The 24,981-nt window shown below is 40.8% G+C and carries 23 protein-coding genes, 1 tRNA gene and 2 pseudogenes; 15 read left to right on the top strand and 11 right to left on the bottom strand.

The annotated features are described in order from the left end of the window. Positions 1–60 precede the first annotated feature (60 nt). The gene (locus MTO98_RS16435) at positions 61–861 is read left to right on the top strand and encodes a DUF3822 family protein (RefSeq protein ID WP_243487707.1); all 801 of its coding nucleotides are present in this window, start codon (positions 61–63) and stop codon (positions 859–861) included. After that, entirely contained in the window at positions 849–1,385 is a 537-nt protein-coding gene (gene rsmD / locus MTO98_RS16430; protein ID WP_243487706.1) for a 16S rRNA (guanine(966)-N(2))-methyltransferase RsmD, read from the top strand. Before MTO98_RS16435 ends, rsmD begins: the two co-directional genes overlap by 13 nt. Here the strand turns inward: rsmD and MTO98_RS16425 are convergent. Continuing rightward, positions 1,382–2,134: a DeoR/GlpR family DNA-binding transcription regulator gene (locus MTO98_RS16425; RefSeq protein ID WP_243487705.1), complete on the bottom strand. Its 753-nt coding sequence runs from the start codon at positions 2,132–2,134 to the stop codon at positions 1,382–1,384. The two genes, rsmD and MTO98_RS16425, sit on opposite strands and share 4 nt — an antisense overlap. 59 nt (positions 2,135–2,193) lie before the next feature. On the opposite strand from MTO98_RS16425, the gene nudK reads away from it, so the two are divergent. Both nudK and coaD read left to right on the top strand, forming a co-directional pair. Continuing rightward, positions 2,194–2,769, top strand: coding sequence for a GDP-mannose pyrophosphatase NudK (gene nudK / locus MTO98_RS16420; protein WP_243487704.1), 576 nt, complete (start codon positions 2,194–2,196; stop codon positions 2,767–2,769). Positions 2,770–2,842: 73 nt separating this feature from the next. Continuing rightward, positions 2,843–3,304 carry a pantetheine-phosphate adenylyltransferase gene (coaD, locus tag MTO98_RS16415; protein ID WP_243487703.1) on the top strand — a complete coding sequence of 154 codons (462 nt, stop codon included), beginning with the start codon at positions 2,843–2,845 and terminating at the stop codon, positions 3,302–3,304. Here the strand turns inward: coaD and MTO98_RS16410 are convergent. Next, positions 3,273–3,911 carry an NUDIX hydrolase gene (locus MTO98_RS16410; protein ID WP_243487702.1) on the bottom strand — a complete coding sequence of 213 codons (639 nt, stop codon included), beginning with the start codon at positions 3,909–3,911 and terminating at the stop codon, positions 3,273–3,275. The genes coaD and MTO98_RS16410 overlap by 32 nt on opposite strands. Between MTO98_RS16410 and pyrE the strand changes: the two genes are divergently transcribed. From pyrE to MTO98_RS16395, 3 genes are all read left to right on the top strand, one after another. After that, positions 3,910–4,569, top strand: a complete 660-nt coding sequence (gene pyrE, locus MTO98_RS16405) for an orotate phosphoribosyltransferase (RefSeq protein ID WP_243487701.1) — start codon at positions 3,910–3,912, stop codon at positions 4,567–4,569. The genes MTO98_RS16410 and pyrE overlap by 2 nt on opposite strands. A gap of 95 nt (positions 4,570–4,664) precedes the next feature. Further along, positions 4,665–5,060, top strand: coding sequence for an SRPBCC family protein (locus MTO98_RS16400; protein ID WP_243487700.1), 396 nt, complete (start codon positions 4,665–4,667; stop codon positions 5,058–5,060). A gap of 375 nt (positions 5,061–5,435) precedes the next feature. Further along, positions 5,436–7,064 (top strand): ABC-F family ATP-binding cassette domain-containing protein, encoded by a 1,629-nt coding sequence (locus MTO98_RS16395; RefSeq protein WP_243487699.1) that lies wholly within the window; start codon positions 5,436–5,438, stop codon positions 7,062–7,064. A 62-nt stretch (positions 7,065–7,126) separates the two neighbouring features. Here the strand turns inward: MTO98_RS16395 and MTO98_RS16390 are convergent, their stop codons facing one another. Beyond that, positions 7,127–7,306, bottom strand: a complete 180-nt coding sequence (locus MTO98_RS16390; RefSeq protein WP_243487698.1) for a hypothetical protein — start codon at positions 7,304–7,306, stop codon at positions 7,127–7,129. 264 nt (positions 7,307–7,570) lie between these two features. Between MTO98_RS16390 and MTO98_RS16385 the strand changes: the two genes are divergently transcribed. From MTO98_RS16385 to MTO98_RS16375, 3 genes are all read left to right on the top strand, one after another. Continuing rightward, positions 7,571–7,643, top strand: a tRNA-Lys gene (locus MTO98_RS16385). Positions 7,644–7,997: 354 nt separating this feature from the next. Further along, entirely contained in the window at positions 7,998–8,324 is a 327-nt protein-coding gene (locus MTO98_RS16380; RefSeq protein WP_243487697.1) for a hypothetical protein, read from the top strand. A gap of 101 nt (positions 8,325–8,425) precedes the next feature. Next, positions 8,426–9,127, top strand: a complete 702-nt coding sequence (locus tag MTO98_RS16375; RefSeq protein WP_243487696.1) for a hypothetical protein — start codon at positions 8,426–8,428, stop codon at positions 9,125–9,127. A 39-nt stretch (positions 9,128–9,166) separates the two neighbouring features. On the opposite strand, the gene MTO98_RS16370 is transcribed toward MTO98_RS16375, so the two are convergent. Further along, the gene (locus tag MTO98_RS16370; RefSeq protein WP_243487695.1) at positions 9,167–9,373 is read right to left on the bottom strand and encodes a DUF2911 domain-containing protein; all 207 of its coding nucleotides are present in this window, start codon (positions 9,371–9,373) and stop codon (positions 9,167–9,169) included. 617 nt (positions 9,374–9,990) lie between these two features. Between MTO98_RS16370 and MTO98_RS34280 the strand changes: the two genes are divergently transcribed. Genes MTO98_RS34280 through MTO98_RS16360 form a run of 3 tightly spaced genes read left to right on the top strand, consistent with a single transcriptional unit; the run spans position 9,991 to position 10,577 of the window. Beyond that, positions 9,991–10,116 carry a hypothetical protein gene (locus tag MTO98_RS34280; RefSeq protein ID WP_256464375.1) on the top strand — a complete coding sequence of 42 codons (126 nt, stop codon included), beginning with the start codon at positions 9,991–9,993 and terminating at the stop codon, positions 10,114–10,116. 48 nt (positions 10,117–10,164) lie between these two features. Next, positions 10,165–10,395, top strand: a complete 231-nt coding sequence (locus MTO98_RS16365; RefSeq protein ID WP_243487694.1) for a hypothetical protein — start codon at positions 10,165–10,167, stop codon at positions 10,393–10,395. Continuing rightward, complete coding sequence (locus MTO98_RS16360; RefSeq protein ID WP_243487693.1) at positions 10,392–10,577, top strand: hypothetical protein; 186 nt, start codon at positions 10,392–10,394, stop codon at positions 10,575–10,577. Before MTO98_RS16365 ends, MTO98_RS16360 begins: the two co-directional genes overlap by 4 nt. A 1,095-nt stretch (positions 10,578–11,672) precedes the next feature. Here MTO98_RS16360 and MTO98_RS16355 read toward each other — a convergent pair. Beyond that, positions 11,673–12,971, bottom strand: a complete 1,299-nt coding sequence (locus MTO98_RS16355) for a hypothetical protein (RefSeq protein ID WP_243487692.1) — start codon at positions 12,969–12,971, stop codon at positions 11,673–11,675. Between the two features lie 1,701 nt (positions 12,972–14,672). After that, complete coding sequence (locus MTO98_RS16350; RefSeq protein ID WP_243487938.1) at positions 14,673–14,999, bottom strand: transposase; 327 nt, start codon at positions 14,997–14,999, stop codon at positions 14,673–14,675. 492 nt (positions 15,000–15,491) lie between these two features. Between MTO98_RS16350 and istA the strand changes: the two genes are divergently transcribed. Both istA and istB read left to right on the top strand, forming a co-directional pair. Then, positions 15,492–16,964 carry an IS21 family transposase gene (gene istA / locus MTO98_RS16345; RefSeq protein ID WP_243487691.1) on the top strand — a complete coding sequence of 491 codons (1,473 nt, stop codon included), beginning with the start codon at positions 15,492–15,494 and terminating at the stop codon, positions 16,962–16,964. Between the two features lie 32 nt (positions 16,965–16,996). Then, positions 16,997–17,746 (top strand): annotated as a pseudogene (istB, locus tag MTO98_RS16340) (IS21-like element helper ATPase IstB). A 144-nt stretch (positions 17,747–17,890) separates the two neighbouring features. Here istB and MTO98_RS16335 read toward each other — a convergent pair. The 5 genes and pseudogenes from MTO98_RS16335 to MTO98_RS16315 form a co-directional block, all read right to left on the bottom strand. Beyond that, positions 17,891–19,342 (bottom strand): annotated as a pseudogene (locus MTO98_RS16335) (IS1182 family transposase). Positions 19,343–19,956: 614 nt separating this feature from the next. After that, positions 19,957–21,209 (bottom strand): IS3 family transposase gene (locus tag MTO98_RS16330; protein ID WP_371825378.1). Its coding sequence is split into 2 segments (ribosomal slippage): positions 19,957–20,867 and positions 20,867–21,209, totalling 1,254 coding nucleotides; the frame shifts between segments, so codons are not numbered across the junction. Positions 21,210–21,412: 203 nt separating this feature from the next. After that, positions 21,413–22,612 (bottom strand): Gfo/Idh/MocA family protein, encoded by a 1,200-nt coding sequence (locus tag MTO98_RS16325; protein WP_243487690.1) that lies wholly within the window; start codon positions 22,610–22,612, stop codon positions 21,413–21,415. Beyond that, complete coding sequence (locus MTO98_RS16320; protein ID WP_243487689.1) at positions 22,609–23,652, bottom strand: FAD:protein FMN transferase; 1,044 nt, start codon at positions 23,650–23,652, stop codon at positions 22,609–22,611. The genes MTO98_RS16325 and MTO98_RS16320 overlap by 4 nt, the downstream gene beginning before the upstream one ends. Further along, positions 23,630–24,976 (bottom strand): Gfo/Idh/MocA family protein, encoded by a 1,347-nt coding sequence (locus MTO98_RS16315; protein ID WP_243487937.1) that lies wholly within the window; start codon positions 24,974–24,976, stop codon positions 23,630–23,632. Before MTO98_RS16315 ends, MTO98_RS16320 begins: the two co-directional genes overlap by 23 nt. Positions 24,977–24,981 lie beyond the last annotated feature (5 nt).

The following is a 24,981-nucleotide window of genomic DNA, read 5'->3' as shown; positions in this document are numbered from 1 at the left end:
CGATTTAAGGCATGGTAATTACTGTATCTGCTAAAAAATATTACTTTTGTTAAAACCGGTATGAACGAACATAATTACACTTACCATGATGATAACTTTAGTTTAGATAAAACTGAAGATTATACTTTATTAATACAGGTTGAAGACAAATCGTTTTCGTACGCCATAAGCAATAACGGTTCCCTGATTGCATGGGCCGAGAATTATCCTTTTGATGAACTCAGTGACCCGCAGGAGCTACTTGATCTTTTATCGGCCAAATACAAGCAAATAGTTATCGGGCTGCCGGCCCATAGCTTTACGCTGGTGCCTGCCGAGCTGTTTACTGCTGATCGTTTGCCTAAATTTGCCCGGTTTCTTGATGTGAAACCCGATAGCAAAGTTTTAGCGCAAACATTAGATCCGGAAAATATCATCGTGTACAAAACCAATGAGGCCATTGTAAATGCTGCCGAAGAATTTGGTATCCAGAACACAGTTTTTACTTCAAAAGGCTGGTTAGCTGCTATAGCCCGGAATAACGCTGGAAATGATGACCTTTATCTTAATATTGAAAAAGACAAGCTGGAAATATGCTATTTTGCTTCCGGTAAACTTCGTTTTTATAATTCATTTGAGTTTAAGGAAACGGATGAACTTGCCTATTTTACGGTGCTGGTAGCTAAAGAACTTAACCTGGAACCTAAAAACACCAGCTTATACCTAAGTGGCGACCTGGAGGCCGATGATGAAATTTTAAGCCGCCTGGCAGAGTTTTTTGCTAAGGCAGAAGTTAATAATTTAGAGGTATTACAGCTACCGGCAGAAGTTGTTGCTCACAGGGTATTATCGATAGCGGCTCTTTCATTATGCGTATTATAGGAGGCAGTTTAAAAGGCTTAAGGCTTAATCCACCCAAAAATCTTCCCGTTCGCCCTACTACCGATCTGGCAAAAGAAGCTTTATTTAATATCCTGCTTAATCAAATTGAATTTGAGGGTATTAAAGTGCTTGATCTGTTTAGCGGCACGGGTAATATCTCACTTGAATTTGCATCACGCGGGGCATCGGAGGTTATTTCTGTAGATAGAAGTATCCATTGCGTAAATTATCTTAAGGATACTTCGCGCCAGCATAAGCTTACACAAATAAAAACTTACCGGGAAGATGTATTCAAATACCTGAACATTGAAACCGAACAATATGATCTGATCTTTGCCGATCCGCCGTATGATTTGAACAAGATCCCGGACCTGCCAAAAGTTATTTTCGAGAAAAATTTGCTCAAACCTGATGGGTTGCTGATAGTTGAACATCAATCACTTCAAAATTTGAGCAATCATCCCGCTTTTGCGGAACAAAGAAAATACGGGCATTCGTCTTTTTCGTTTTTCAGACCGGTTTAAATATCTGCCTTTAAAGCAGTTATGCCCGTGTCTTTAAAGCCTTTTAGCTGATTGGTATCCGCATCTGTAATAATTGCATTAATTATATCTAAACTTGCAAAATTAAGGTAGGTTTCTCTGCCTATTTTACCAGCATCGCATAAAATATAGGTGTAAGCACTGTTGGCAGCAAAGGCCGTTGTTATTGATGCTTCGTGCTCACTATTGGCAAACAAACCTTTTTTAGAAATGCCATCAACGCCCAAAAAAGCTTTAGTTCCCCTGTATTTTTGGATGTGCTCAATAGCAGTTGCACCATGAACGGCTTGTCGCTCTTTATCGAGCTCCCCTCCTATTATATTGACACTTACGGCGCAGTCTTGTAATTCATATATTACAGGTAATGAATTTGTTATAACTTTTATCTTCTTGTTTTTAATGAACTGACAAAGCCTGAACACAGTGCTGCCGCAATCCATAAAAATAATATCCCCGTCATTGATCTGCATTGCGGCCAAGCGGCAGATCGCATCTTTAACAGCAGCGTTTTGAGCGCTTTTATTTACAAAGCTATGCGGTTTTTCAAGAGGATTAACTTTTGTTGCACCTCCACGGGTGCGATAAAGCAATCCATCTGTTGCTAATTGGTTCAGATCGCGCCGCGCTGTGATCTCTGATATGTTCAGTTCAACCGCTAACTGCTTAATATCAACTTCTCCCGACTGATTGAGCTGCTCAATTATTTTTTGTTTTCTTTTAGGGAAGTTCATTTTATTAATGCTATTATTGTTCAATAATAATCATTTTTAATCAAAAACGATCAAATAAAATGAGCCAAATCAAGATACTTAACACTGATATTTTATCAAATAACTGGTACATACTCAAAAAAGTGACTTACGAGGTAACTGAAAGCGATGGAAGTACCTCAATACAAAATCGTGAGGCTTATGACCGCGGCAATGGTGCAACCATTTTGCTTTACAACAAAGCACAAGCCTCGGTGATATTAACCAGGCAATTCAGGCTGCCAACGTATATCAACGGAAACCCGGATGGGATGCTGATTGAGTGTTGTGCCGGTTTACTTGATAAGGATAATCCGGAAGATTGTATCCGTAAAGAAACCGAAGAAGAAACAGGTTATAAAATAACGGACGTAAAAAAAGTTTTCGAAGCCTACATGTCGCCTGGATCGGTTACCGAAATCCTTTACTTTTTTGTGGCCGAATATGCCAAAGAAATGAAAGTTAGCGATGGTGGTGGCCTCGCTCACGAAAATGAAAATATTGAAGTTTTAGAAATGCCATTCAACGACGCCCTGCAAATGGTAAAAAAAGGAGAAATAAAGGATGCCAAAACTATTATGCTATTACAGTATGCGCAGATTGATAATTTACTTTAAAACGCTGTAGCCCAATAAGGAAAAAATATGCTTCGGGCGGTCAATCTTATCAACAATTCCCTAATTTTACCATATGAAAATAGCTCTGTTTCCAGGTTCATTTGATCCCATTACCAAGGCGCACGTTGATATTGTAAAGCGATCTGTTGAGCTTTTTGATAAATTTTATATAGGTATAGGTGTAAACAGCAGCAAGAAGGGCCTGTTGACGATTGAACAGCGCGAGCAGATGATCAGGGCCGTTTTTGAACATGACGAGCGGATCCATGTGGTAGCTTACGAGGGACTAACCGTGAATTTTTGCAAAAGTATAGGTGCCGCTTATATGATCAGGGGCATCCGTACCGTATCTGACTTTGAATACGAAAAAGCAATAGCCCAGATGAACCACTCGCTGGCTCCAGATATAGAAAGCATATTTATTGTAAGCAAGCCGGGCTACTCGTCTATAAGCTCAACCATTGTGCGCGAAATCATCCGCTATAACGGTGATGTAAGCCAGTTTATTCCGAAAGAGGCATTACCTTATTTGTAACCAGCTTTTCTTTATGCAGCACATCCATAATGGATGGAAACGTATTTTCAATTATAGGTTCGATATGCTCGTGTTCAAACCAGCGCACATCGGTAATACCTTCCTCTTTTTGAGGTTTTAGTTTTTCCTTGCCCTTGCTTTTCATGGCAAACCAATGTGTTTTCTTAAGTACTACCTCGCCCCGGTTCACGTACACATGGTAGGTTTTACAGATTTTTTCACCCAGTTCGCTTACTTTTATGCCGCACTCCTCCTCTACTTCGCGTACTGCCGCTTCTTTTACCTTTTCGTCTTTTTCAATTTTGCCTTTGGGCAGGTCCCACTTATCGTTACGGTAAATAAACAGATATTGTCCTTTTGTGTTCATAACCAGGCCACCTGCTGCTTCAATAAGTGTAATATTCTTTTTAACAGCCTTAAGGTACACTTTGGCATTAGGCGTTTTTATATAAAACAATTTATTGGGGTTAGCGAGGATCCAAGTGTATATAATTTTCAGGTCAAAGGTCTCTGCATCAAGCCTTTCAAAATTATCTGCATGCTTTGGTTCAGATTCTGTGAGCAGGATAACCTTTTCGTTAATATAAATTCTGTATTTTTGAGCCATGTTTACTAATAATGAGATCGAACAACAAGTAGCCGAATTCCTGCTGCAAATTAAAGCAATTAAATTACAACCCAATAATCCTTTTACATGGGCATCGGGTTGGAAATCTCCAATTTACTGCGATAACCGCGTTACCCTTTCTCATCCAACCATCCGCACCTATATCAGGCAACAATTAGTTGCCGCCATACAGGATAAATTTGGTTCGGTTGGCTGCATTGCGGGTGTTGCTACAGCAGGCATTCCGCAAGGTGCATTAGTAGCACAAGAATTAGGCCTTCCTTTTATCTATGTACGTTCAAAACCTAAAGAACATGGTACCGGCAGCATGATCGAGGGCGACGCCCCTACAACATCAGGCAAACGTGTTGTGGTAATTGAGGATTTACTTTCAACCGGTAAAAGCAGTTTACAAGCTGTTGAAGCTTTGCGTGCCGCAGGTTATGATGTTGCCGGCCTTGCAGCGATATTTACCTACGGCTTTGATATAGCCGACGAAAATTTCAAACAGGCTAACTGCCCTTACGTAACCCTGTCAAATTATAACGCACTTATCAAATACGCCGAAGAGCATCAATTCATTAACGAAAAAGATGTAAACCTGCTTAAACAATGGCGCGAGAGCCCATCAACCTGGGGCGAAATAGCTGCAAATTAAGACCGCTGAGTTTTTTTGATTTCGATGATTGCGCTGATGATTAATAGTCGGCGCAATTAGTCTCAAATCTAATGTTCCCTATCTCAAATCTATTTATGAATACATTTACCAGTACAATAAGCATTAATAAGCCTTTAACTGAGGTTTACAATTTCCTGGCCGATTTTAACAATCACAAGCAGCTAATGCCCGATAATATCCAGGAATGGGTATCTACAAAGGATGAGGCCCGCTTCAGCATTCAGAATATGGCTAAGCTTGCTTTGAAAATTGAGGAACGTATTCCCGATGAGTTGATAAGGATCATCCCCGCAGAGAAACCCCCATTTGACCTTGAACTAAAATGGTCGTTATCTTTCAATAACGACCAAACAGATATATTATTCACCATTAATGCTGAACTTAGCATGATGATGAAAATGCTGGCATCAGGGCCGCTCCAAAAACTGGCCGACCACGAAACACAGAGTTTGTTTAATATCTTAAGCTAACCGCGCAGCATTTTTGCAAAGTTTATATTAGTATACTTTGCGTTTATGTGTATTGTTGATGGCTATTACCACATTGATGATAATTAAACCTATAATTAAAGCTCCCATGACCATTGTTAAATAATTTTAATGATTGTTATATTATATGTTAGTCAAAGGCTGTACCACTATACTATAATTGGCGGAATGTTGCTTTAAAACGCATTAAACGCACTTTTATTTTACATTCTATTATCATTTCTGTGTAATTGTATGCCCATGAATTAATTTTATGGGGAAAATTACTTCTCAAAAAATCCCCATCCATAATATCGGCGCGGTATATCGTTAAAATGAAGATTTTACCGTATTTTTGCGCCAAATTAGAGGTGTAGCATGATCACGGTATCCAATCTTTCTTTACGTTACGGTAAGCGGACTTTGTTTGAAGACGTTAATCTGAAATTTACACAAGGCAACTGTTATGGTATTATCGGTGCCAACGGTGCTGGCAAATCCACATTCCTGAAGATCCTTTCGGGTGATATTGACCCAACCAGCGGCTCGGTGAGTTTCACTCCCGGCGAGCGTATGGCTGTTTTGAGCCAAAACCATTACGCATTTGACGAGTTTACAGTTCTTGAAACTGTGATGATGGGCCATAAGGAAATGTATGCCATCATGAAAGAGAAAGACGCTATTTATCTGAAGGAAGATTTTAGCGATACCGATGGCGAACGCGCCGGTGAGCTGGAAAATCTTTTTGCAGAAATGGACGGCTGGAATGCTGAAAGCAATGCTGCTACCCTGTTAAGTAATCTTGGTATTAAAGAAGAATTCCATTATCAACTGGTTAAAGACCTTGATAATACCCCAAAAGTACGTGTGTTATTAGCCCAGGCATTGTTCGGCAAACCCGATATCCTGTTGCTGGATGAGCCTACCAACGATTTGGACATCCATACCATTAGCTGGCTGGAAGATTTCTTGGCTTCATATGAGGCTGTTGTACTTGTCGTATCTCACGACAGGCACTTCCTTGATACGGTTTGTACCCACGTGGTAGATATCGACTTTGGTAAGATGACCATTTATACCGGTAACTATACCTTCTGGTATGAATCGAGTCAGTTAGCCCTAAAACAACGTGCTGAGCAGAATAAGAAAGCTGAAGATAAAGTTAAAGAGCTTCAGGAGTTCATTCGCAGGTTTAGTGCCAACGCATCAAAATCAAAACAGGCTACCAGCCGTAAAAAGGCATTGGATAAGATCAACCTGGATGAAATTCAGCCGTCAAACCGTAAATACCCGGGCATTATATTCAATAACCTGGGCCGCGAAGCTGGTGACCAGATCCTGACAGTTGAAAACCTTGGTAAGACGCTTAATGGCGAACAAATTTTCAATAATATTACTTTCACGGTAAACAAAGGTGATAAGATCTCTATCCTGTCGCAAAACAGTTTGGCAACTACCGCCTTCTACAATATTTTAACAGGCCGCGATAAGGATTTCACCGGTACCTTTAAATGGGGCGTAACCATAAATGCTGCCGATATCCCAAATGATAGCAGCGAATATTTCGATGGTAAAAATGATAACCTGATTGATTGGCTGCGCGAATACTCGCCCGGCGAAAAGGATGATCAGTTTATTCGCGGTTTTTTAGGCCGGATGCTTTTCTCGGGCGAAGAGGTGATGAAAAAGTGCAGTGTGCTTTCAGGTGGCGAAAAAATGCGCTGCATGTTTAGCCGTATGATGCTGCAGCAAGCCAACCTTTTGATGTTTGATGAGCCAACCAACCACCTTGACCTGGAATCGATCACGGCGCTTAATAACGGCATGAAAGATTTCCGCGGAACTATTCTGTTTACTTCGCGAGATCATGAATTGGTTGAAACTGTAGCTAACCGTATTATAGAATTGACACCAAGCGGTTATATTGATAAGCTTATGACCTATGATGAATATATCAACAGCCCTGTAGTACAAAAACAACAGGAAGATCTTTACGCTGTAGCTTAATGTAATAAAGCAGCTATGAATAAAGGAAGGCCGGAGTGTTATAACTTCTGGCCTTTTTCTTTTTACAAATTATGCGTTGTAGCCTGCGTTTCGAGCTGATTGATGGTAGATTCATCGGCAAAGAGGTAAAAATGATCTTTAGTGTACGAATATTGAACATTTAAGCCATTTTGCGCAATGAAGTCTTTAAGAACACTTTCGTAATGCAGTTTGTCAATTTTCAATGATTTTCTTTTTTTCATAGGAGTAGGCTTTAAGTTTTACAATGTAAACAGATTTTGTTGTAATTTCAACAAGAAATCTTGCATTTTGTTGCGAATTTGCTATTAAAAATACTCAAAGGTGCTTTAAGAAGTATAAAAGGAAGCCATCTTTATACAGACAGATTGATCGAGATCGAATATTTTTTACATTTAACCGATTAAATAATTACTAACAGCAAGCATTTTTAATAGGCAAAAAGAAAATAATGTGCATATTTGCAGCCCAGCAAAAGCTGGTATCCTGACTCCGTAGCTCAGCTGGTAGAGCAAATGACTCTTAATCATTGGGTCGAGAGTTCGAATCTCTCCGGGGTCACTGAATTTTAAAAGCTCTTTTTCGAAGAAAAAAGGGCTTTTTTTATACCCCAGGGCCATTTTGGCCGCGGAAATTTCCATATCGTCTTGAACAGGTCAGGGCCAGTTAAACAGGTTTTTTTGTTGAATTTGACGAAAATGTTTTACAACGCCGCGCTTTGTAAAACATTTCGTCGCAAAGCTGTATGGAAATGGCGACCTTAAAACGAATTATTTTACCACACCACAAAAAAGAAGACAATACGTGGAATGTAAAAATTAAATTAACCCACAAACAAAAATCCACTTATATGGATACCGTTTATCATTTAACCGCAAACAATTAGATAAAAGTTTTGCAATCAAAGACAATTTCATGCTTAAGCAATTAATTGATGAAGTCGAAAAATACCGCAAAAAACTTAATTCATTTGGGACGAAATACGATCATCTGGATGTTTGGAAACTCTCCGAAAAACTCAATGAGGTAGAAAAGCCAAAGGCTGAAGAAATTAAGCCAGAAGATATAAACGTAATCTCCTACGGTCGGCCACGAATTGATGAGCTACGTGAATTGAATAGAACGTCAAGCGTTGGCAATATGACAACCGTCGTAAACGGTCTTGTTGACTATTTCAAAAGTGATTTTGTCCCAATCACGGCAATTACTGCCAAAATGCTTTTGAAATACGAAGCATATTAAAGCGTCTAAGAATTTTAAAACGTCCAAATCAATTTCAAAAACAAGTAACAACTCATGAGCCTGGTTTAACTGATAATGGGATTCACTGCCATTTTAGAGACTTGAGAATCCTTTTCAATAATAATAAGGATCATTACAATGATGAGGATATGGGTATTGTAATCGTGAAGCATTATCCCTTTAAAAAATTCAAGATCAAGCGATACAAGCCAAGAAGGAAAAAGAAATTAACTGTTCAACAAATCATAGCCATCCGAGATTTGCCATTGCCAAAAAACACACGTGTTGAACTTGCGCGGGATCTTTTCATGCTTAGTTTTTATATGTGTGGGATGAATGCAGTTGATATGTACAAACTCAACAAAGTAGATATCCTACCAAAAAGAATTGAATACTCCCGCTCTAAAACGGCAGGAAGGAGAACCGATGATGCATTTATAAGCATCAAATTGGTGGAACTTGCGAGGCCTTTGTATTTGAAGTATGCAGGCGCTTTGTCAACGCGCTACTCTACTCACAACGCTCTTGACCAGGCTTTAGCATTTGGAATGAGAAGGATTGGAAAAATCTTAAAATATGTAGAGCTTGAATTCTATGATGCGAGGCACGCTTTCGCCGATACAGCACGTAATAAGTGCAGATTCCCCGTGGATGATGTAGCACTGGCTTTAAACCATATTGACGATGTGAACGCGGTTACCGATTTATACCTGCCGAAGGATTGGTCAATAATTGATGAAATTCAAGCCGCAGTTATAAATCAAGTCATTAAAATCTCCACAAAATTAAAAGGCGCTGCATAAAATAAGAAAACGCTGGAATTTAATGTCCAGCCTTTTTAATTAATTGGCTTTCACCTTCACCCGAACTTCTAAATTCTCCCAAAGTAATGTAAAGCCTTTATCATTCACTTCTATTTTAAACCGGTCATTCATCGTCGCTGATTTCACTGGTTTGGTAGTTACAACTATAACCTCCTTCGCGGGATCGTCGGTAGTTGAACCATCCTCTTTAATACCGGGTATACCTGCTGCTGAATTAAAGATCATTTTCCATTCCTTTCCACCTGGAATTGTAAATAAAACTATACCTACCGACGTGTGAGGTTTTTCCGTTTACCTTTATATCATTACTCGTCTCGAATTGAGTCGCAGGATGGTAAGGTGTTATATTTTCAGCAGGAGAAACTTGAAATTGTAGTTCCGAATTTAAAAACAGACCTTGATTTGTTGCAAGATATTCAGCTGGAACAATCCTGATCTTAAAAAAATCGAAGGGGTAAGCCATATTCATAAACCGGAGTATCAAATGCCTGTTATCATCGAACATCAATTATAAAGTTAGACGCGTTCCCCCTATAGCGGGCGTAACACAGGGGCAATAGAGTCTCCCTGAACTTTCATCTGGTTCGCATATCCAATGGCCTTTACATAATACCGTCCAGGAGTTAAATTACTGAAAACAGCCGCCTCGCTACCATCGGCAGTAAGGATACCATCATACTGGCTATCTGTAAAGTTTGGATTAGTATAAACTGGGCATTCCGGTTTACTTGATCATGCTATTCCGCATGTTTTGGACCAAGGAATTGTGTTGATGGATATTAATTGTCAATATTTAAACCAGCAAGTTAGCATGGTCAAAGTGTAACGGAACGCGTTGATCAATGCCTCCGGAATGTCCAATTTATGACGGCAACGTGCTGGATATCGAAGAACAGGAAGAAGTGGCGGGGCAAATTACGGGGCATCAGAAAGAGATGAACGAGTTACTCCGGTCGATCGGAATTTAAAAATCGTTGGAAGGAATAAGAAAATCCTTTAATTTTCGGTCCGCTGTTATGGGACAATTGTTACGCCTTCATTTTGAAAATAAAGATCACTCTTTCAGGATCTTGAATAATGGGCCGGTTACCCGCGCAACAACGGAGATCGATCTATTGTTGGGCAGTGCGGCGCATACGATTATTAAAAGCGGGCAAAGCTGGCAATGGAAAGATCCGGCCGGTGAGGTGCCTGCCGAATTGGTTCAGGCGATCGCAAAAGCCATTATCCTGCGTTTCTGTATATGACAGTTATAGAAAGTAAAGCCTACCGTATCGATCCCCTGGGTGCCGGGGATATTCGGCATTATGAACAACTGGCAGCAGAGATCTACCAATTACTGACTGACGAGCATACCTTGCAGTTCCTGCCGGAGAAAATTACATTCGATAGATTCAGCCAGAAACTGGCTGAATGCGGCTTTACCTAACTTTTATTCCGGCCGCAATCAGGTACACCTGATCAGGTCTAAGGCCTGCGGAACGCTTGTAGGGGTGATTGACCTGATACCACCGGCAGTTGCCTGGGAGTACTACCGCTTAGCTGGAAAAACCATTTTAGTTGCCCCCTCTTCACCAATTCATTTACATTCTCAACTATTTGATTCAGATAACTAAAAGTGGTCAAAACCAATTTGGCCAACAAGGGTCAATATGGTGAGGAATATCCAATTTAGTATGATTTCGGATTTACAACGGCAGTTGAGCCCCGTAAAATTGAGTTAAACATTTCTGAAAAAAATCTTAAATCGAATAAGTCCAAATGAAACTCGAGGAGAATTGTTTTGATACTGCGATAAGGTTCTCATATACATTTTGCAAGGTCAGCCAAATATAATTAATTATATTTTTATACAAAAGCAACTTTTCAATATTCATATTATTAAATTATTATCCTTAACGACAACCTTAGAAGCTGTCTAGCAGGCAAATATCCATATACTTTGGCAACGACGAAATACCAGCAAGCAATCGTTCATTTTAACTAAATAACTGTCCGTTGAAAAATTCGTATTGGGTTTATATTCTATCAATTCAGTCATAAGCAGGAATAAGCTTTAGACTAGAAACCGTGCCCGACGATAAGCAGCTTTCTGAATAGCCTAGTACGCAATTTATACGAACTCTAGTACTTATTTTTTCGCCAATTTTAAACAATACTTACTTGTTGCAAGTGTTTGTTCTTACAATGTTAATGTATACTATATTGGAAAATTCTTAAAGTGAACTTTTTTATATAGAATCATGCGATTGACTTTTGAATTTAGTGGCAAGTTCGCTTTCTTTTGTACATGAATGCTGATAAAAGTCAAAGCAGTGTTTGGTTTATTTTCAAGGCGCCCCATTAGGTTATCTGATGATTTATTGAAGATACACCGCATTGAAATAGAAGCAACAAGAATGTGATAATTGTTTCCAACCCTCCGCCGAGTCTTATATGAGATCATTTAAAATTCCGCAAATCAAGCGATTAAATACATTTGTTTTTAAGTCAATTGCTCAAAGTATTTCCTTTTTCATAATGATTATTTCTGATGAGCTTCCAATGATGAAACTCTTTTTTGCAACGCATTAATTTGCTTATCTTTTTCTATCATATACAGCGTTAGCTCTTCAACTTTCTTCAGCAACAACTTGTTCATTTCGCCAACGTTCATCCCATCTTTTTCCATTTCCCGGGCAGAAGGTATTTCGGGGAGGTGCTGATTTTGGTCGATATACTGTTTCACATCATTCAACCTGGGCAGTTTATAATCTTTTTTAAATACATAATCGGGCGCCACCGCTATTTGCACGGTTATTGCTTTTGCATAAGTCACCCCGTCATTGGCAACCCTAAATGTAATGCTATTTTTGATATCAAGATCGGTGAGCGTTCTTTGTGAGGTACCGGCAGAAGGTAAAGGGGCAAAGTAAATATTGCCGGAAACATCCCCATAGATAACTCCTGCACCATTGTGAGAGTTATCGCCGTCAATTATCCAGCTTGCAGTTGATCCGCTCCCGGTGCGGGCAGCATTGAATCCCATATATGATGTGCCGTAATTAAGATTTACTCCCCCGGCATTTCCAGCGCTGAATTTTTGAAAGGTGTTGCCTGCCTGAAAAGTAGAAACAGGAGATGGCGTACCGATACCAACATTACCTCCCTTTATTATTAAAGAAGGATTAGAGATTGAAGCGCCGCTATTGCTAAAATTGATACTGCTACCCTGGATACTGAGCGGAAGAAAAGTACTGGCGGCTCGGTCAAAGGTCTGAAAAAAACCTCCATTGGTATTATAATACACTTCAATTCCGGCGCCGATCCCCCCAAGCGGGTTACTACCTGTAAAGCGTCCGCCCCCGTTAACCTCAAGAGAAGCTGTTGGGGTTGTAGTGCCTATACCGACATTACCATAGTAATCAATAGAAAGCCGGCGAGCATTACCGGTTACCAAACTAAGTGACGGGTTATTGCCGTAGCCGTTACTACTTTCAAGTATCATCCCGCCCATTTTGCTGGTCTCGGTTGTCGATTCGGTAGAAAGCTTCATCAAAAAGCCCATCTGCCGCGGAACAGCATCGACGCTTACCCCCTGGTGATACATGGTTACCACTTCGGAAAAAGGGGCTGTACCCTGTCCGGTCAAAATATTTAATTTTGGCGTGACTCCGGGGAAAAGTGCAGCCGCGCTATTTATAACAGCCGGGCTGGTGCTGCCAATAACAACACTACCCACATTGGTGTTGCCGATATGGTCGCCGTTTGTGGTCCATTGCTGGGCAAATACACTGTTTAAAGTTCCAGTGATGAAGATTCCGGTTAAGATTAATTTGTTCATTGTTCCGTATTCTAATATTTTGTGTTGGATTTTTGAATCTATAACCGTCGGGATACTGTATGACGATTTTGCATTCCACTTAAAAAGGTCTTTATTTTGAAATCATCATTCCTTCCAATTTCATTAATCTTTTATTCTGTTTAACGAACATTAGTCCCATTAACAAAGAATGATATGTTGGCTGGTTCAGTAACGGTGAGAGCCATGCCGAAATTAGCACGGTGAAGTTTAATTGTTTCATTATTGTTGTGATGGTTTAGATAAGTAATATTTGTCCCAAAGATATTAATTAAACGAAAGTTGCAAGCAATTTCTAAATATCATTCTTTTCAAAAATTATTTTAATGCTCTTCTGAACATATAGAAAAATAGGCAACTATTAAAGTATCACACCGCTTACCTGTAAAAAAGTTGTCAATAAAATTGACAACTTGCCTAAAATAGTACTCAAATCCGACGGCCCCACGAACCAATTTTTAGACGACCCGAAACGTTTAGCCACTCTGTTTGATGAGTGAGGTCGATTTGAAATATCTAACCCGCTTTTAATTGAACCATACTGTAACTTTATCAGGATAAATAGGTCTATCTCAAATTATTTCTTTGCTATTTTTGATTTTATAAAAAGCAATTCCTCTTGTGTTAACTGTGACTTGTTAATAAAATTTCTAAATTTATTGGTGTGATATAGTATTAAAAACTTCCCTATCCCTTTTTGCTTAATGATATGCTCCCATAAAAATTCACTTTTAAAGATCATTCCGGTAACTGCTACGCCCACATCGGTAAAGTGTAGGTCATTTCATTGAAAAAACTTGGATTTGATTTAGCCTGACTACTTTTTAACCTTCAATACAATATTGATAATCAGAAAGATTTACATATTTCATATCCCGTCCAAACAATGATTATCCCCTAGTATATGGTAACAATGGATACAGTTCGAGCCCATCATTCAATTATTATAAATAATATCGTTTCCGATTTCGTCTCAAACCCACTATTTTGTATATATTGTAATATGACGATTAATGGCCAAATACACTTTTGTATAAATCGTTGAATAATCTTTTAAATTTTATAATGTGCTATAATTTAAGGACTTAAAGTTCTGGTTCGATTCCCGCTCTGATTCTTTTTTAAATATTAAAAGGCAAAAGATATTGAGCAACAAACGATCAAGTATTTCGGTTAATCAGATTTTTTTTTCGAAAGCAGAAACTTCAAAAAGCTTAAATTTTTATATTCACAGGTTTGATAAATACTCATAATTTTTAAATATCCGTCAATCCTTGATTTCCGAAAAGAATTAATATCTTTATTCGTATGCAGAGCCAGTATTTTTATCGCGTGCTCCGCATTACTATTGTTCCAAGCCACATTATCGTGATTAAGAAATTCAAATAAACTATCACGGTTCTTTTTTAACCTCGTCTGATACTGCTGCGCTATTTCGGTTTGGCAGACCTGTGACAGTATTTTGGAAAAATATACAGTAGCATCTTTTTGTACCTGTTAAGATGATATTTTTGCAATCCAAATCTGTCAATAGCCGAGATAATTCTTTGCAAAAGCATCGTGAAGCCTTTTGCAATCTGCTTAAATTCCTCGTTAAACGGATTTCTGATCAAGTCCGAATTAAAATCCCGTATTAGATGTATCAGGCATTTTTGCTGCCGGCAATTGATGGAATCATACCCGTTATAAATCTGTAACCAGCACTCCAGTAAATTCTTTCAAAAATTCCCTGAGGAAAGCAGCCTCCCTGTTTGGTTTATATATGGAGATAACTTCGGTGCCATTGGTGAACACCCATACGTATCCTTTCTCGAATTGCATAGTGAAAGGAGTTTCGTCGACATATAAAACGGCACTTTTGACAATGTTATCCAGCAGCTTTTGGTAAGTCGTTTCATAGTACCTGACAAAATAATCTTTACATGCGAAGAAGGTCGAACTTGATAAAGACAAATGAAAAAAATCTCTGAAGTTATGCTCTATTACCCCGAAGCCCTGTTTGTTAACTATATGCTGGTATACCGCCCATACGATTAAATTGTGACCCAGTTTTATCTTACCTGCCGGATAACCGTCCGGTACAAACCCAAGTTTACAGTTCAGGCACTTATACCTATATGAATGGTATTGTGTAACGAATACTTTGATCCCTCTTCCTGAAAAGTTTAAATCAATGATTTTTTTGGAGAGTGCTTTTGACGTAAAGATCTCCTCACTATTGCAATAATCGCAGGGTGCCGCTTTCAGATCAATTGTTTTATTGGGTTTCAGTGGAGATTCTGATGAAACTGATCAGTTCATTCCGCAAACCGGTGACCACCCGTTCCGGCCCGGACTGACCAGGGCATTCCGGACAAACTGACCACCCCTGATCGCGGCAAAACGTTGTAGGACGAACCAGCCTTTTGAGGGCACCATATGAACCTAAAGAATGGCTAACCACAACATCAGCATGAGTAGATAAGAAAGATCTTAAAGATGCACAGCCAGGGTCGCAGTATCATGATGATCGCTGCGCAGGCGGACGCATCCCGCAACACTGTCAAAAAGTATTTGACGCAATTTAGCAACTCTGGATTCGGCTTTGAAGAAGTAAACGCCCTGAGTGACCGGGAACTTGAGGATTTCTTCGGAAAAGCGAAAGAACATCCGCCTTCTCCACGAATGCAATGCATGGTACGTTATTTCCCCCATGTCGATAAGGAACTCAAGCGAACAGGCATGACCCGTTTTATCCTTTGGCAGGCCTATATCAAAGAGTTTCCTGACGGTTATCAATACAGCCAGTTCTGCTTCTATTTCAATCAGTGGAAGGCCCGGGTGAATCCTACCATGCATATGGATCATAAAGCAGGAGATAAGCTATATGTTGACTTTACCGGGGAGAAGCTTCACCTCACGGATAAGGAGACCGGTGAAATCATTGCGGTGGAGGTCTTTGAAGCCATATTGGGTGACAGTCAGCTTACCTGTGCAGAAGCTGTACCTACCCAGCAGAAGGAAGACTTTATCGCAGCCTGTGAGAATGCCATGCATTACATCGGCGGCATACCTGCTGTAATTGTACCTGACAACCTCAAAGCAGCCATCACGAAGAGCAATCGTTATGAGCCTACGCTCGACGAAACATTCGAAGACTTCGCCGACCATTATGGGGCAACGGTGCTTCCCGCGCGAGCCTATCGTCCGCGGGATAAGGCACTCGTAGAGGGGGCTGTCAAGATCCTTTACACTAAACTGCACCTGCCGCTGGGTAAAGAGGTCTTTCATACGCTGAACGACCTGAACAAGGCTATCTACGAGGCGATCGAGCTGCACAATACTCAAATGCTAAAGGGACGCAATTACAGCCGCAGAATGCAGTTTCAAGAGATCGAAAAGCAGGAGCTGGCTCCGTTACCTGTGCAGCGTTACCAGTTCAAGAAGCTGTTCCACGCCCGGGTGATCAAGAACGGTCACGTTAACCTTGGACCGGACAAACACTATTACAGTGTGCCTTACCGTTATATCGGCAGGCGGGTTAAACTCCTGTACTCGCGGACAACCGTAGAGATCTTTTCCAACTATGAACGTATCGTCACCCATAAACGTGATAAGGCTCCATACGACTATACAACAGACAAAGAACACATGGCCAGTACTCACCGCTTTCAAAGCGAATGGACTCCGGATAAGTTCCTCAATTGGGCAGCCGGTATTCACGAAGATGTCCGGTACTTTATCCTTCAGATCCTCGAAAAGAAGCAGCTTCCGGAACAGGCCTACAAATCCTGTCTGGGGGTACTCAGCTTTGCCAAAAAGATCGGTAATGACCGTCTGATCATGGCCTGCCAGCGCGCTAACAGCTTTGGCGTTTTCAACTACAAAACCATACAATCTATCCTGGAAAACAAGATGGACAACTATGAGGAAAGCATTTTCGCGGACGAACTCCCGATGCCCTGCCACGATAATATCCGTGGCGATTACAAATAATCTTGAGACCTATACGTACACCCCATACCATCATGAATAACAATACATTAGACAAACTGCGTAAAATGAAATTCTATGGCATGTTCCATGCCTTTAAAACCAGCCTGGAAGGAGGTAAAACAAATGATTACACGGCAGATGAACTATTAGCCCAGTTAGTGGACGCTGAATGGGATGATCGCCAGAACCGGAAGATCGAACGTACCATCCTCTACGCCAAATTCCGCTATAAGGCCTCCATCGAAGATGTGAACTATCATGCCAGCCGCAGCTTGGACCGTAACCAGGTACAGCGTCTTGCTGAATGTAATTTCATTGACCGTTTCGAAAATATTATAGTTACCGGGAGCACTGGTATAGGAAAGAGTTATCTGGCCACGGCTTTGGGATACCAGGCCTGTATATTGGGTTACAGAGTTTTCTATACAAGTACTCCTAAACTCTTTGCCAAACTTAAAATGGCTAAAGCAAACGGCTCCTAGATCAAGGAACTCGCTAAGTTCGAAAGGCAACAGGTACTTATCCTTGACGATTTCGGAATACAGCCTTTTGATGCCCAGAGCCGTGCAGCCCTCATGGAGCTCATAGAGGACCGGCATGGCAAGACCTCTTTGATCATCACTTCCCAGTTACCGGTCAGTAAATGGTTCGAAGTCATCGGAGAAAAAACGATCGCTGACGCCATACTTGACAGGATCCTACACGACGCGCACCGGATAGAACTTAAGGGAGATTCCATGAGAAAAAAACGTAGTGTAGAGTCGGATGTTTCCTATCAATAAAGTTAACTATAAATCTAGTTAAAAGAAGGTTGATTGGAGGGATTTGGTGCCCGAAATGGACGTTACTTAACTGGTCAAAGTGACGCTGAATCAGGTGATCAGTTTCGTCAGAACTTACAACTAAGCAGCCATTTTAGCTTGGGTTTATCCGATCAGGTTGATAATCCTTTTCAGATTGACGGTGAAGATGGCTAATGCGCCCTGGATTTGCATATTTTCGATGCCATAGGCTATCGCCCGATCATAGCCATGAACGTTTTTCAGTTCACTGTTCTTCGCTTCGATCTTATACCTGTGTTTGATGCTTTCTTTATATTCTGCCGTTTCCTGAAAAGCCATTTGCTGCAAGTGCATATCAGATTTGATACTGACGGAGTAGGTTTTGGTTTTTGCCCCCGGCTTGTAGCAACCATCCCTTAATGGACATACTTTGCATTTTTCAACATCAAATTAATAAGTGTTTGCCTGGTTTTTCCCTCTGTTCTTCTTTCCCTGTCGAGCCTTTCGGATAGCCAGGTGCCCTGTGGGGCAGACAAACATATCTGCGTCTTTGTTGTAATCGAATTTGTCTTCTTCTTTTATGCCCCCTTGAGTGATGATAGGGTTTAGTTTAGCCACTATCTTAATATCTTGTTCGCTTGTCATTTCAAGATTTTCTTTTCCTGAATAAGCCGAATCCCCAATGATCGTTTCTACCTGAATACCATTTTCCTGGCTGATCTCCAAAAGTTTGGGGAGTTCCGGACCATCGCCTTTTTCACCCGAGGTGACCACCGCAGCGGTAATAATGCGTTCTTCGGTCATCGCCAAATGGGTCTTGTAACCAAAGAAAGAGTTATCAGCTGATTTATGGCCTGTTTTGGCATCCTTGTCTTTGGATAGCGTATAATGCTCCTGCGTATCTGCCACCGTCTCCTTCAATAAGTTCAGCTTTTCTTTTACCGCAGGTATTTGGCATAAAGGCTCATCAGCTTCAATATACTTTTCCAATGCGCTGCAATAGGCCAATTCTTTTTCCAATTCGTCCGTAGTGTTCTTTTCCGGCATACCTACCTTCATATCTTCATCGATAGCATATACCGCTTTGCGGAGCAGTTTCGAGCGCTCCCGTAATACTTCCAATGCTGAATAGGGGTTTGACCTTGACAGAGAATGTGTGGCATCAACAATGATGGACTTACTGCGGATGATCCCTTTTTCAATGGCTATGGCCACTGTCTTATTGATAAGTAGGTTTAAAAGATCATTATCCTTCAGCCTCAGCTTTCTAAACTTGGTCAATGAACTTGGATCGATAACGCCTTCTTCCGGGGACATCTCCAGGAAATATTTGAAAGACATATCATATTGCGAACGTTCCACCACATCGACATCTGAAACGGTGTAGATCGTTTTTAATAGCAAGTATTTGAACATCCGTACAGGACTTGCGGCTGTCCTGCCATTGGTAATGCTATACTTGGTGACCAGTTCATCATAGATAAAGGTAAAATCTACCAGGTCATTGATCTTCCGCAAAAGATTGTCTTTCGGAACGATCAGATCATATAAGCCTGAAAATACGCTGAACTGGATTTGTTGTTGTTGGGCAAGCATCTTGATGTCTTTCTTTCGACACCTTAAAATAAAAAAAACAGGGTTGAAAACCTAAATTTTCAACCCTGTTTTGTCTAATAGAATTTTTCAGTGCCCTTGATAAAAGATAGGTTCTTTTTAGAAAATATCATTAGTAGATTGATTTTAGTTCATTGAGAAAACTATTTACTAAGTGAATGCTGATAGTCTTCAATTCTAAATGTAGCAAAAAGCCTCAATATTTTGCTTCAAGCTTTTCTCTTTTCATTTAAGTGTCTGAGAGCGTCGAAACGTATTATTTTTGCCAATACAAAACCTCAAGTTTTTCAACTAACAATTCTTTAGTAAATTTAATCCTGTTGGGTTTAGCATTCCTAATCCGTTCTCCTGCAGCAAAATTGTGCGATGCAGATGCTCATCGAACTGCTCATGCGAGTGATTTTATATTTTTTATATATTTGATTAACAGTTATTTGTGAGATAAAAAAAGCAATATTCTTAAAATTCCCCCTGCAAAATCTACCTCCTTCACAGTAGTAACATATGTAAAATTACCTTTAGATTTTGCATAAAGTCGTTCGAAGATAATCCAAGTGGGGGTACCTTTGAGTCGTCCTAAAATAGGTTGACAGAAATTAATGATTTAAAGATAGTCCTTGTTGGTCGATACCAGCAAGGATTTTTTGTTGATGTACAAATTGTGGTGTTTGATAATTTAAAGCCAAATGAGGCCTTCGACAGTTATAAAGTTTAATAGCTTCTGCAATCATTACCCTTGCCTGCTGTATATCTGCTGGTTTAACCACCAGGAACTCGTTTTTAATAATGCCGTTGATGCGTTCTGCCAAAGCATTCTGATAGCAATCATATCCATCCGTCATAGATGGGGTAATCTGATGTTTGGCCAACAACTGCTGATATTGTGCTGAGCAATATTGCAAACCTCTATCCGAATGATGTATCAATGGCGCTTTGATCTGCTCATGTCTGACAGCCATTTGCATGGCAGCAGCCACACCATCTGTGTGCAAGCTATGATGCAGATGATATCCTACGATCTTTCTTGAATAAGCATCAGTGATCAAGCTAAGATATGCGGTCTCTGCTTTAGTGTCGATATAAGTAATATCGCTTACCCATACTTCGTTAGGCCTCGTTGCCGCTTTCCTGTGTTTAAGTAAGTTAGGATACTTATGTAACCAGTGCTTGGAGTTCGTCGTTTTATGATAAGAGTGCTTTGGTTTGATCAGCATATGTTCCGAACGCAGAAAATCGAATAAAGCATCTCTGCCTATCTTTATTCCCTTGCTTCTGATCTGTTTACCTAAACGATGATAAAGCTTACGCGTACCCAACCTGGGCAAATGGATTCGTTCTTTAATCACATCCGCTTTTACCTGGCTAAGTTCTTTTAAACGCTTTTCTATGCGCTGCTGCTTTTGATAATAGCCCTGACGGCTGATCCCAAACAACCTGCAAGCCTTTGACAGGCTCACTATTCCTTTGGCTTTGAGCCTTTGGATTGCTTGGGCAAAGACTTTTTTGGCAATGCAACACCGTGCTCTTGCTGCAGGATATCGAACATGGTCTTGTAGATCAGGTTCTTGTCCTGTTCATCTTTTAATGCTGCTTCTAATTGTTTGATCCGCTGTTCCGGACTAAGTTCCCGATCGTTTTCCAAGGTGTACTGTTTGGGTAATGTCCAATCTAAGGTACCATGTTTCCTTAACCAAACCAATACCGTACTCCTTCCCTGGATCCCGTAATGTTTTTGAGCCTTTTTATAGGTCAGTTCGCCTTTTTCAACCTGCTGCACGACCTGCAACTTAAAGGCAAGGCTGTAATCGCGCTGACTGCGCCTACTTACATTCTTTGTTCGTTTTTCCATATAAGTCAACTTGAGTGTCAACTTATTTCAGGACGCGACACTTGAAACAAAAAAGGCTTTTACGATATCGTAAAAGCCTTTTTTTGTTTCATAGTTGCTTCGCAGCGTTTCAAAAAATAAAATGTTTCACCAACAAGGATTACTGAAAATTTCAATTATTTAACCGTTAAAAGCTGCATAGGCTGGTTTACGGAATAATAGTATCAACTCACTGTATATTCATCTTTCCAGTTAACTATTTCTTTATTATACAAGGCCCGATTGGCAAGATGAACACAGATAGCTGTTCTGGAGCCGGTAAATATATTTGAATCAGGCAATTGTCCCGACTGTATCTTCTCAAAAAAAGCATTGAGGGCATACCATGTACCATCTTTAGTTGGCTCAGGAAGAATTGGCGTCCCTCCTTCTTTGTTCCACGTGATCCTGGTTGCTCCTGTAACACCATCAACCAGCCCTTTTTCTTTGAGTAGTTGCTTCTCCGGATAAAACATTCCCTGATCTGTCAACATAGAAACGGTGCCTAAATCCCCTTTTATTTTAAATAAAAAGCCATCGCGGGCATTTCCGCAGGTTGCACCAAAGTTGCCAACTATTCCTTGCTCCGGATATCGCATCATCACCTGCACGTTATCATAGGTTTCACGTCCATCTTTGTAGATATCGATGCCGCCCATTGCGTGAAATTCGGTGGGATGGGTATCAAATGCCCAGTTAATAAAATCAATTTGGTGTGATAATAATTCTGCAACCAAACCACCTGAATATTCCTTATACATGCGCCAGTTGATCTGCCTTTCAAGTGAGGGGTCTGGCACCGGCCTGCGCCAACTTCCGTTTCTGTCCCAGCGGCAATCAATCTGGGTGATTTTCCCAAGGTATCCTTTGTTTATCATTTCCTTAACCCTGTAATAAAGCGGCGAATAACGATACTGGTGACCAACCTGAACAATCTGTTTAGGTCTGCTCTTGGCCAGCTTTACCAATTGCAGGGCCTGGTCAATATCATAGGTCATTGTTTTTTCAAGGTACAGGTGCTTACCTGCCTTAAGTGCCGCTGTAGCCACCGGATAATGCATATTAAGCGGAACGGCAATTAATACCACATCTACAGCGGCATCATCCAATAACTGCCTGTAATCGGCGTATTGTTTATAAGGGGACCCTTTACTGAGTTTTTGAGCTTCGGTTAAACGAAAGTCCAAAACGTCACATACTGCTACAATTTTAAATTTATCAGGCATCTGGTTCATTACCTGCATCACGCCTTTGCCACGATCTCCACAGCCAATAACACCAATCTTCAAAGCATCAGTCCCCGCTGCCTGCGCTGCGTCCATGCGACTTAGTAAAAGGCCTCCAGCCATTAGCCCAGTATTTTTAAGAAAAATCCTTCTTTTCATTTTTTCAATTTTATATAACCTTTAAAACCTGCGGTTACTGTATCAGCAATACTTCCGTCGGGCTTTTTGTAAATAATATAAGCGCCAATATCCGTTTTGCCGGCCAAAAACCGAAGTGAATTTTTCAGTCCCATAGCTATAAAGCCATTGTCGTACCCATCGGCTGTGATGCCGTTCTTTGCCCAAACAGTAACACTGATCATTTCATTTTGGGTAGGATAGCCGGTTTTAGGATCCATAATATGAGAAATTTGCCTGCCTCCTGCTTCTAAATGCTTACGATAATTACCTGATGTGGTAACAGCGCCGTCTCCGGGTTCAATTATCTTCCGCAGCGGGCCTGGGTTTATGTCATTTCCGTCAATGGCTTCAATGCCTATTTTAAATTGCTCGCCGTCGGGCTTGTGGCCTTTTATGCGCAGTTCGCCTCCAATCTCCGCAACGTAGTTAAGAACGTGCCGCTGCTCACAAAAATTGGCAAGCAAGTCGGCTGCGTAACCCTGGGCAATGCCGTTTAAATCTATTTGTACTCCAGGCTTTTTTTTGTGCAGGAACAGTCCCTTTAACCAGATCTTATCGCTGCCTACGTTTTTCAAAATATTTTTCACAGCCGCACTATCCGGAAATTTCGCAGGCTTTTTTACTCCAAAACCCCAGGCGTCAACCAGGGGTTTTACAGTGATATCAACTTTATTATTTGTAGCCTTATTTATTTCGAGTGCCTTTTTTACAAGCACTTTAAAATGCTCATCAATAATTATACCTTTTGCAGACTTGTTAAACTTACAGATCAGCGACGAGGGCTGATACAATGATACCGATCTATCCAAACGCGCCAGCAAACTATCCGTTTCCTTTTGTGTAACTACGCTGTCGGCCGCGTAGTAGGTGATTTGGTAAGTAGTGCCCTGCGAGTAGCCCTCGATATGAAATTTATTGAGGTGTTCCTGTCCTAAAGCCTCGTTTTTCGCTTGTATCCAATAGCTTAACAAAAAAATTATAACGAGCCACTTTCTTTTAATATTTAAATACTTTGCCATTTACTAATACCTCTTGACTTTTTTCATCAAATATGGCTTTTGCGCCGGTATGTACTGCTGCATTGGTCATAATATTTGCGATTGAGTGATGATAACCCGCTTCAACAGGCGCATTGGGCTCATTACGTGACCGGATACATTCCATCCAGTTGCGCATGTGGTTTGAACTCAATATATCTGCCCCGGTATTGGCAGATGCCGCAGCTGCTGATGGCGCTGCAAGCTTTACTTCCGGCAGTAAATTTGGCTGCATGTGCATGGCAGAAGCAGCCCTTGCAGTTAATCCGCCTTGAGGGGATATGGTATTGGTGATCAGGTTTAGCTCCCCCCCGTTTGAATAATAGATCTCTGCGGGTTTCTCATCGCCGTTATGCATACGTGAAGTAAACACAACCTGAAAGCCTTTGCTCATATCATCTAAAGGGCCGTAATCAAAAACGGCGGTGGTGGTATCCCAGTTGCGGCGACCATCTTTCCATTGATAAATACCACCATTGGCAGTTACGCTGCGCGGATGCGGCAAGCCGGTAAACCAATGTACCGTATCAATCTGATGGCTCATCCATTGCCCGGGCATTCCGGATGAATAAGGCCAAAACAAGCGATATTCCAGGTATATCCTTGGGTTGAAAGGTTCATATGGCCGGTTTAGCAGGAAACGTTTCCAATCAGTATCTTCCTCTTTTAATTTAGCTACGAGATCGGGCCGCCGCCAGCGTCCGGGTTGGTTAACGTTCCAGCTCAATTCAACCATGGTGATATCGCCAAACTTCCCTTGCTTAATAAATTCTGCTGCCGCCTGGTAATTTTGTCCGCTGCGGCGTTGTGATCCAATCTGTAGGATCTGTTTTGATGCGCGTACCGCTTTCAGCGCAGCCCGGGCATCATCCATTGTTTCGGCAAAGGGCTTTTCGCAATAAACGTCCTTCTTATGCCCTACTGCTTCAATAGCATGCGAGGCATGTGCAAAATCCGGCGAACTAATGATTACTGCATCAATGTCTTTGAGTGCATAAAGTTCATCGTTATTTTTACAGGCAGTGATATCATGCCCTATTTTATGCTTTATATGTTCTACACCTAAACCGCGACGATAATTCCACAGATCGGACAAAGCGACAACATCAAAATTCAGCTCTTTGTTATGGTTTAAAAAGCAGGGAAACAGCGTATCCTTAAACCTATCCGAAAATCCGACAACGCCTACACGTACCCTGTCATTAGCGCCAATGATATTGGCATAGCTTTTCGCCGACATGCCAACGTAAGTGCCAACTGCCGCAATGGCTGTTTTCTTTATAAATTCTCTTCTCGAATTTTCCATCATTG

The organism is Mucilaginibacter sp. SMC90, from assembly GCF_022811725.1.
Taxonomy (GTDB): Bacteria; Bacteroidota; Bacteroidia; order Sphingobacteriales; family Sphingobacteriaceae; genus Mucilaginibacter.
The sequence above is the reverse complement of the archived record's forward strand: the minus strand, read 5'-3'. Positions and strand labels throughout refer to the sequence as shown.

What these genes read in the sequence shown, in the direction of transcription:
- MTO98_RS16410 (WP_243487702.1), bottom strand. Translation starts at nt 3,911, where the DNA reads ATGGCTCAAAAATACAGAATTTATATTAACGAAAAGGTTATCCTGCTC.
- MTO98_RS16325 (WP_243487690.1), bottom strand. Translation starts at nt 22,612, where the DNA reads ATGAAAAGAAGGATTTTTCTTAAAAATACTGGGCTAATGGCTGGAGGC.
- MTO98_RS16395 (WP_243487699.1), top strand. Translation starts at nt 5,436, where the DNA reads ATGATCACGGTATCCAATCTTTCTTTACGTTACGGTAAGCGGACTTTG.
- MTO98_RS16360 (WP_243487693.1), top strand. Translation starts at nt 10,392, where the DNA reads ATGACAGTTATAGAAAGTAAAGCCTACCGTATCGATCCCCTGGGTGCC.
- MTO98_RS16315 (WP_243487937.1), bottom strand. Translation starts at nt 24,976, where the DNA reads ATGGAAAATTCGAGAAGAGAATTTATAAAGAAAACAGCCATTGCGGCA.
- MTO98_RS16400 (WP_243487700.1), top strand. Translation starts at nt 4,665, where the DNA reads ATGAATACATTTACCAGTACAATAAGCATTAATAAGCCTTTAACTGAG.
- nudK (WP_243487704.1), top strand. Translation starts at nt 2,194, where the DNA reads ATGAGCCAAATCAAGATACTTAACACTGATATTTTATCAAATAACTGG.
- MTO98_RS16370 (WP_243487695.1), bottom strand. Translation starts at nt 9,373, where the DNA reads ATGATCTTTAATTCAGCAGCAGGTATACCCGGTATTAAAGAGGATGGT.
- MTO98_RS16320 (WP_243487689.1), bottom strand. Translation starts at nt 23,652, where the DNA reads ATGGCAAAGTATTTAAATATTAAAAGAAAGTGGCTCGTTATAATTTTT.
- MTO98_RS16365 (WP_243487694.1), top strand. Translation starts at nt 10,165, where the DNA reads ATGGGACAATTGTTACGCCTTCATTTTGAAAATAAAGATCACTCTTTC.
- MTO98_RS16425 (WP_243487705.1), bottom strand. Translation starts at nt 2,134, where the DNA reads ATGAACTTCCCTAAAAGAAAACAAAAAATAATTGAGCAGCTCAATCAG.
- MTO98_RS16390 (WP_243487698.1), bottom strand. Translation starts at nt 7,306, where the DNA reads ATGAAAAAAAGAAAATCATTGAAAATTGACAAACTGCATTACGAAAGT.
- MTO98_RS16355 (WP_243487692.1), bottom strand. Translation starts at nt 12,971, where the DNA reads ATGAACAAATTAATCTTAACCGGAATCTTCATCACTGGAACTTTAAAC.
- rsmD (WP_243487706.1), top strand. Translation starts at nt 849, where the DNA reads ATGCGTATTATAGGAGGCAGTTTAAAAGGCTTAAGGCTTAATCCACCC.
- pyrE (WP_243487701.1), top strand. Translation starts at nt 3,910, where the DNA reads ATGTTTACTAATAATGAGATCGAACAACAAGTAGCCGAATTCCTGCTG.
- MTO98_RS34280 (WP_256464375.1), top strand. Translation starts at nt 9,991, where the DNA reads ATGCCTCCGGAATGTCCAATTTATGACGGCAACGTGCTGGATATCGAA.
- MTO98_RS16435 (WP_243487707.1), top strand. Translation starts at nt 61, where the DNA reads ATGAACGAACATAATTACACTTACCATGATGATAACTTTAGTTTAGAT.
- coaD (WP_243487703.1), top strand. Translation starts at nt 2,843, where the DNA reads ATGAAAATAGCTCTGTTTCCAGGTTCATTTGATCCCATTACCAAGGCG.
- istA (WP_243487691.1), top strand. Translation starts at nt 15,492, where the DNA reads ATGATGATCGCTGCGCAGGCGGACGCATCCCGCAACACTGTCAAAAAG.
- MTO98_RS16380 (WP_243487697.1), top strand. Translation starts at nt 7,998, where the DNA reads ATGCTTAAGCAATTAATTGATGAAGTCGAAAAATACCGCAAAAAACTT.